This window comes from Streptomyces sp. SID11385 (genome assembly GCF_010548245.1).
Classification (GTDB): Bacteria; Actinomycetota; Actinomycetes; order Streptomycetales; family Streptomycetaceae; genus Streptomyces.
Map to the genome: position 1 here is coordinate 1 of NZ_JAAGLR010000660.1, position 6,274 is coordinate 6,274.

General features: G+C 74.2%; 7 protein-coding genes and 1 pseudogene. 4 read left to right on the forward strand and 4 right to left on the reverse strand.

Features of this window, described 5'->3' with window-relative positions; translation table 11 throughout:
* The 3 genes from G3I42_RS20155 to G3I42_RS20165 form a co-directional block, all read right to left on the reverse strand.
* Nucleotides 1-1,139, reverse strand: a 1,139-nt coding sequence (locus G3I42_RS20155; protein WP_164287878.1) for a histidine kinase, incomplete at its 3' end; no start/stop codon positions are given.
* 320 nt (nt 1,140-1,459) lie between these two features.
* Nucleotides 1,460-1,741, reverse strand: a complete 282-nt coding sequence (locus tag G3I42_RS20160; RefSeq protein ID WP_007828100.1) for a hypothetical protein — start codon at nt 1,739-1,741, stop codon at nt 1,460-1,462.
* Between the two features lie 58 nt (nt 1,742-1,799).
* Nucleotides 1,800-2,603, reverse strand: a complete 804-nt coding sequence (locus G3I42_RS20165; RefSeq protein WP_164287880.1) for a PspA/IM30 family protein — start codon at nt 2,601-2,603, stop codon at nt 1,800-1,802.
* Between the two features lie 304 nt (nt 2,604-2,907).
* On the opposite strand from G3I42_RS20165, the gene G3I42_RS20170 reads away from it, so the two are divergent.
* From G3I42_RS20170 to G3I42_RS20180, 3 genes are all read left to right on the forward strand, one after another.
* On the forward strand, nt 2,908-3,531 hold the full coding sequence (locus G3I42_RS20170) for a DUF3043 domain-containing protein (RefSeq protein WP_203607060.1): 624 nt from the start codon (nt 2,908-2,910) through the stop codon (nt 3,529-3,531).
* Nucleotides 3,532-3,641: 110 nt separating this feature from the next.
* Complete coding sequence (locus G3I42_RS20175; RefSeq protein ID WP_164287882.1) at nt 3,642-4,454, forward strand: methyltransferase domain-containing protein; 813 nt, start codon at nt 3,642-3,644, stop codon at nt 4,452-4,454.
* Between the two features lie 51 nt (nt 4,455-4,505).
* A complete protein-coding gene (locus G3I42_RS20180) occupies nt 4,506-5,567 on the forward strand; it encodes a trypsin-like peptidase domain-containing protein (protein WP_164287884.1) in 1,062 nt (353 codons plus the stop codon).
* 130 nt (nt 5,568-5,697) lie between these two features.
* On the opposite strand, the gene G3I42_RS20185 is transcribed toward G3I42_RS20180, so the two are convergent.
* Complete coding sequence (locus G3I42_RS20185) at nt 5,698-6,015, reverse strand: hypothetical protein (protein WP_164287886.1); 318 nt, start codon at nt 6,013-6,015, stop codon at nt 5,698-5,700.
* An 80-nt stretch (nt 6,016-6,095) separates the two neighbouring features.
* Here G3I42_RS20185 and G3I42_RS37710 point away from each other — a divergent pair.
* Nucleotides 6,096-6,274: pseudogene (locus G3I42_RS37710) on the forward strand (adenosylcobinamide kinase/adenosylcobinamide phosphate guanyltransferase); the annotation flags it as partial.

The following is a 6,274-nucleotide window of genomic DNA, read 5'->3' on the forward strand; positions in this document are numbered from 1 at the left end:
GCGGCGGCGCGCTCGCGCATCCCGAGCAGCCCGTGCCCGCCGTCGTCGGCGGGGCCCTCCGCCTCGGCGCCGCGCCCGTCGTCGAGGACCGTCACCTCGACCTGGCTCCCGACCCGTACGACGCTGATCTCGGCCTGCGCCCCGGTGCCCGCGTGCTTCTGCACGTTGGTCAGCGCCTCCTGCACGACGCGGTAGGCGGCGAGGTCGACGGCGGCGGGGAGGGGGCCGCCGGCGAGGGGTTCGGGGGTGACGAGGCGGACGGGGAGCCCGGCGTCGCGGAAGGTGCCGAGGAGGTCGTCGAGGCGTTCGAGCCCGGCGGTCGGCTCGGTGGGCGCGGTGGGGTCCCCGGACTGGCGGAGCAGGCCGACCGTGGCGCGCAGTTCGTCCAGCGCGGAGCGCGAGGCGCGGCGCACGTGGGCGAGGGCCTCCTTCGCCTGGTCGGGGCGGCGGTCCATGACGTGCGCGGCCACCCCGGCCTGCACGTTGACGAGGGCGATGTGGTGGGCGACGACGTCGTGGAGGTCGCGCGCGATGCGCAGGCGTTCCTCGGCGACGCGGCGTCTGGCCTCCTCCTCGCGGGTGCGCTCGGCGCGGTCGGCGCGCTCGCGCATCGCGGTGATGAAGGCGCGGCGGCTGCGCACCGCGTCGCCCACGGCGACGGCCATCCCGGTCCAGGCGAGCAGCCCGAAGTTCTCCTGGGCGTACCAGGGCAGCGGCCCGGTGAGCATCGCGATGCCGACGAGCACGGCGCTCGTGAGCAGCCCGATGCGCCAGGCGGTGGGCCGGTCGGTGTGCACGGCGAAGGTGTAGAGCGCGATGCCGCAGGCCACGACGACGGGCGCGCGCGGGTCCCCGGTGGCCAGTTCGACGGCCGTGCACAGCGCGGCGGCGAGGAGCACACCGGCCGGGTACCTGCGGCGCAGGACGAGAGAAAGGGCCGCGAGGCTCATGAGGACGACGCTGAGCGTCTCGGGCGGCTGCTCGGCCCAGCGCGGCCCCTCGGGCTGGTGCGGGTTGCCGAAGCTGCCGACGATCATCCCGCAGAGCACGAAGAGGGCGAGCAGCGCGTCCGGCCCCGTCGGGTGCGCCTGCGCCCAGCGGCGGACGCCGTGCAGGGACGGGGGAAGGTGGTCGGCCATGGCGGTCCTTTGCTGGCTCCCCCGGGGGCTGGCGGTCGGGCGGTGCGGGTGTGCGGGCGGGGCTCGGGGCCGTAGCCCCGTCGTACGGCCGGGCGGGCCGTCCCCGGTCCCCCGTCGTACGGCCGGACGGGCGACCGGACCCGTTCGGCGGGCACGTGCCGAGCGGCCCGGCGGGACGTACCGACCAGCCCGTACCGACCGGCCCGTACGGTCCCGGGAGTGGTCCGCCCCCGGCACCCGCGTGCCCCGGTACACGTACGCCTCGGGGCGCCTCCGTCCGTGTCGGCGGGAGGCGCCCCGAGGAGGGTTCCGGCCCGGTCTCAGCCGGGGATGAGGCCCTCGTCGCCGCTGAGCAGGTCCCGTACCTCGTCGAGGCTCGCGTCGGGGGACGGGAGGATCAGCTCGGAGGGTTCCAGGGCGTCGTCGGGCAGCGGGCTGCCGAGCGAGCGCACCTTGTCCAGCAGGGCGTGCAGGGTCTTGCGGAAACCGGGGCCGTCGCCGTTCTCCATCTCGGCGAGCAGCTCCTCGTCGAGCGTGTTCAGCTCGGCGAGGTGGCTCTCGGCCAGTGCGAACTGGCCCTCCCCCATGATCCGGACGATCATGACCTCTCCTCGGGCGGCTCGTGGGGGGCGCCCGCTCGGCGCTCCCCCGGGCGGAAGCTCACTGCTTGTCGAAGCGCGGGTCCTGCCGGGTCTGCTGCCCCTGCTGCTCACCGGAGCCGGTGCCGGTGCCGGGCTCGATCGCCTGCTGCCCGGAGCTGCCGCCGGCCAGCTCGGCCTTCATCCGCTGGAGCTCCAGCTCGACGTCGCTGCCGCCGGAGAGGCGGTCCAGCTCGGCCTGGAGGTCGTCCTTGGCGAGCCCCGAGGGGTCGTCGAGCGCGCCCGAGGCGAGCAGTTCGTCGAGGGCGCCCGCGCGGGCCTGGAGCTGCGCGGTCTTGTCCTCGGCGCGCTGGATGGCGAGGCCGACGTCGCCCATCTCCTCGGAGATGCCGGAGAAGGCCTCACCGATGCGGGTCTGCGCCTGCGCCGCGGTGTAGGTGGCCTTGATGGTCTCCTTCTTGGTGCGGAAGGCGTCCACCTTGGCCTGGAGGCGCTGCGCGGCGAGCGTGAGCTTCTCCTCCTCGCCCTGGAGCGTCTCGTGCTGCGTCTCCAGGTCGCTGACCTGCTGCTGGAGCGCGGCCCGGCGCGAGAGCGCCTCGCGGGCGAGGTCCTCGCGGCCCAGCGAGAGCGCCTTGCGGCCCTGCTCCTCCAGTTTGGCGGAGTCCTTGCGGAGCCCGTTGAGCTGGAGTTCGAGGCGCTTGCGCGAGGTCGCGACGTCCGCGACGCCCCTGCGCACCTTCTGGAGCAGCTCCAGCTGCTTCGTGTACGAATAGTCGAGGGTCTCGCCGGGGTCCTCCGCCTTGTCGAGGGCCTTGTTAGCCTTCGCGCGGAAGATCATCCCCATACGCTTCATCACACCGCTCATGGGCTTCGCGCGCCCCCTTCTGACGGCTTTCGGCTCTCTGCACTTCCAACAAGACCCACAGTACGGGCCCTGGGTCTATTACCGCACTGTCCGAGCGGCTTTCCGCTCCTCCCCAAGAACGACTGGCGTCCCGTGCTCCTCAGGCGTGAGGAGTAGCCGCCCGGCTCCCGTCCGCTTTCTCGCCCGGTTCCCCTCCGCCTCCGCAGCCCGCTCCCGGTGGCCGGAATTCCCCGGTAAATCCCCGCTGTGCCCGCTTATGCGGACGCCCGGCGTTGCGGGATCGTTCCCCGTGCGGCCCCCGCCCATGCGCCGCTACCCCTTACCCTTGGGTTTTGTGTTCCGTAGCCGTACGAAGGATGAGAAGGCACCCGCCTCCGCGCCGGTGACCGACTCCAAGCAGCCCAGAGACCCGCAGGCGCCCAAGGGCCGCCCCACGCCGAAGCGGAGCGAGGCCCAGGGCCCGCGCCGCAGCGTGACCAATACGCCGTTGTCGCGCAAGGACGCCGCCAAGCGGCAGCGCGAGACGCGGCGGGTCGCGCTCCAGAAGCAGCGGGAGGCGATGGACAGCGGCGACGAGCGCTTCCTGCCCGCCCGTGACAAGGGCCGGGTGCGCAAGTTCGCGCGCGACTACGTGGACTCGCGCCGCGTCGTCGCCGAGTGGTTCCTGCCCGCCGCCGTCGTGATCCTCGTCTTCAGCATGGTCCGCGTCGGCGCGCTCCAGAGCGTCGCGCTGCTGTGCTGGCTGCTGCTGATCGTCCTGATCGTGGCGGACTCGCTGCGCCTGGCCCTCGGCCTGCGCAAGGAGCTGAACACGCGGTTCCCCGAGGACCGCCACAAGGGCGCGGTCGCCTACGCGCTCATGCGCACCCTCCAGATGCGGCGGCTGCGGCTGCCCAAGCCCCAGGTAAAGCGCGGGGAGAGGCCCTGAGTACAGCCCCTTCCGGATACTCCGAACACTTCGACGGTTTCGACGATTTCGACGGTTTCCCCGGGCAGGGGCGTACTGGCTTCCCCGGCGCCGGGCCGACCCTCCCCCAGGTGGGCGGCGTCCCCGGGCAGCGCGGCGCCTCGCGGGAGCCCTCCCCCACCGAGCTGTGGCTGCGCACGCTCGGCGGCGTGCGGGGCGCGGTGCGCCAGGTCCTCGTCGCGCGCCAGCTCGACGAGCGCCTCGCCGCCGCCTTCCCGGCCGGGCGCCGGCTGCGGGTCCTCGACGTCGGTACGGGGCAGGGCACCCAGGCGCTGCGGCTCGCGCGCGCCGGGCACGAGGTCACGGGCATGGAGTCCGACCCCGAGATGCTGGCGACGGTCCGCGCGGTCCTCGCCGCCGAGGCGCCACAGGTACGGGAACGGGTACGGCTCCTGGAGGCCGAGAGCACCAGGACCGGAGCACACTTCACCCCCGGCAGCTTCGACGTCGTCCTGTGCCACGGGGTCCTCCCGCACATCGAGGAGCCCGACGCGGTCCTCGCCGGCCTCGCGCGGGTCCTCGCGCCGGGCGGACTGCTCTCGCTGCTCGTGCGCAACGCGGACGCCCTCGCCCTGCGCCCCGGGCTCGAAGGCGACTGGGACACGGCGCTCGCCGCCTTCGACTCGCCGCTCACGCTCGACGGCAGGGGCCGTGCCGTGCGCGCCGACCGGCTCGGCCGCCTCACCCAGACCCTCGGCGGGATCGGCGCGCCGCTCGCCGCCTGGTACGGCGTCCGCGTCTTCACGGACCGCCATCCGGCGCACGCCGCCCCGCCCCGCGCCGAGGAGTTCGACCGCATCCTCGACGCCGAGGACCGGGCGGGCCGCACCGACCCCTACCGCCGCGTCGCCGCGCTGCTGCATCTGTGCGGGGTACGGGGCTGAGCGACCGCGCGCCGCCCGTACGAGACCGCGCGTGTCCGCATAATCCGGGCCATGAACTCCCTCGTCGCCCGGCCCCGCGTCCTGCTCGCCGCCCTCTGCGCCACCGCCCTGCTCACCGGCTGCTCGGCCCAGGCGCAGTCACCCCGCGAGAAGACCGCGGGAGCCCAGCGGGCCGGACTGCCGCGCGCGTCGAGCGAGCTCCAGAGCGACTACGAGAAGGTCATCAAGGACGTCCTGCCCTCGGTCGTGCAGATCACCGCGGGTGACTCGCTGGGCTCGGGGATCGTCTACGACGACAAGGGCCATGTCGTCACGAACGCGCATGTCGTCGGGGAGGAGCGGTCCTTCGAGGTCACGACGGCGACGGGCGAGCAGGAGCTGAGCGCCGACCTCGTGAGCAGCTACCCGCAGCAGGACCTCGCCGTGATCAAGCTGAGCAATCCGCCCAAGGGCCTCAAGCCGGCCTCCTTCGGCGACTCGGCGAAGGCGCGCGTCGGGCAGATCGTCCTCGCGATGGGCTCCCCGCTCGGCCTCTCCTCCTCCGTGACGCAGGGCATCGTCTCGGCGACCGGCCGCACGGTGACGGAGGGGCGCTCGGGCGGCGGTACGGGCGCGACGATCGCGAACATGGTGCAGACCTCGGCGGCGATCAACCCGGGCAACAGCGGCGGCGCGCTCGTGGACCTCGACGGGAAGGTCATCGGCATCCCGACGCTCGCGGCGACGGACCCCGGCCTCGGCGACAGCGCCGCCGCGGGCATCGGCTTCGCGATCCCGGCGGCGACGGTCCGCTCGATCGCGGGGCAGATCGTGAAGAACGGCAAGGTCACGAACTCGGGCCGGGCGGCGCTCGGCATCACGGGCCGCACCGTCCTCGACCGCGAGCTCCAGCCGGCGGGCGTCGCGCTCGTCAGCGTCCGCGACAACGGCCCGGCCGACAAGGCGGGCCTGCGCGCGGGCGACATCCTCACCCGTCTCGGCGACCAGAACCTCACCACGATCGAGTCGCTGACCTCCCTGCTGACCGCCGAACGCCCCGGCGACCGGGTCGAGTTGACGTACACGCGGAACGGGGACGAGAAGACGGCGCGGGTGACGCTGGGCGAGATGTAGGGGGGCGAGGGAGCGGGGGCGGAGGGAGCGGGGCGGGCCGTACGGGAAGGGGCGGCCCCGGCCCCGCACCGCTGCCGCCCCCTCGGACGCGCAAGCGCTCAGACGCTCGGACGCGCAAGCGCTCAGGCGCTCAGCCGAGGCCGCCGATGCCGAGGCCCTGCCCCGGTTCGACCGGCTGCGGGTCCCCAGGGACCGCCGTCTCCTCGTCCGCCGTCAGGGCGGGCTCGGAGACGTCCGTCGCGGCGGCCTCGCTCAGGCTCAGAGGGCCGTAGACGATCTTGTCCTCCTCCAGGAGGTGGACCCGGTCGGTACCGCCGGCGAGCAGGGCGCGCCACTGCTCCCCCAGCCACGACTCGGCGTCCCCCTGCGTCGTGAACTCCTCGGGCTGTACGGCGGGCTGGGTCTGAGCCCCGTCACCGTTCTCGAACCGCCACGTCCATGCCGCCATTGAAAGCCTCCATGATCCGGGTCCTCCCCGAAGCGTAGCCGGACGGGCGCCCCGGGGAAGGGCAGGCGAAAATCAGCACCGTGGATGTGACTCTGCTCGGCACCGGCGCCCCCGCCGGACTGCCCAGGACCGACTGCCCCTGTGCCCGCTGCGCCCGCGCCCTCGACGCGGGGGCGCGCGCGGCGACCGCGCTGCTCGTCGACGGGACGCTGCTCTTCGACCTGACCCCGGGCGCCGCCTTCGCCGCGGCGCGCGCGGG

Coding starts and splice junctions, on each gene's coding strand:
- G3I42_RS20160 (WP_007828100.1), bottom strand. CDS start 1,741: ATGATCGTCCGGATCATGGGGGAGGGCCAGTTCGCACTGGCCGAGAGC.
- G3I42_RS20165 (WP_164287880.1), bottom strand. CDS start 2,603: ATGAGCGGTGTGATGAAGCGTATGGGGATGATCTTCCGCGCGAAGGCT.
- G3I42_RS20170 (WP_203607060.1), top strand. CDS start 2,908: ATGCGCCGCTACCCCTTACCCTTGGGTTTTGTGTTCCGTAGCCGTACG.
- G3I42_RS20180 (WP_164287884.1), top strand. CDS start 4,506: ATGAACTCCCTCGTCGCCCGGCCCCGCGTCCTGCTCGCCGCCCTCTGC.
- G3I42_RS20185 (WP_164287886.1), bottom strand. CDS start 6,015: ATGGCGGCATGGACGTGGCGGTTCGAGAACGGTGACGGGGCTCAGACC.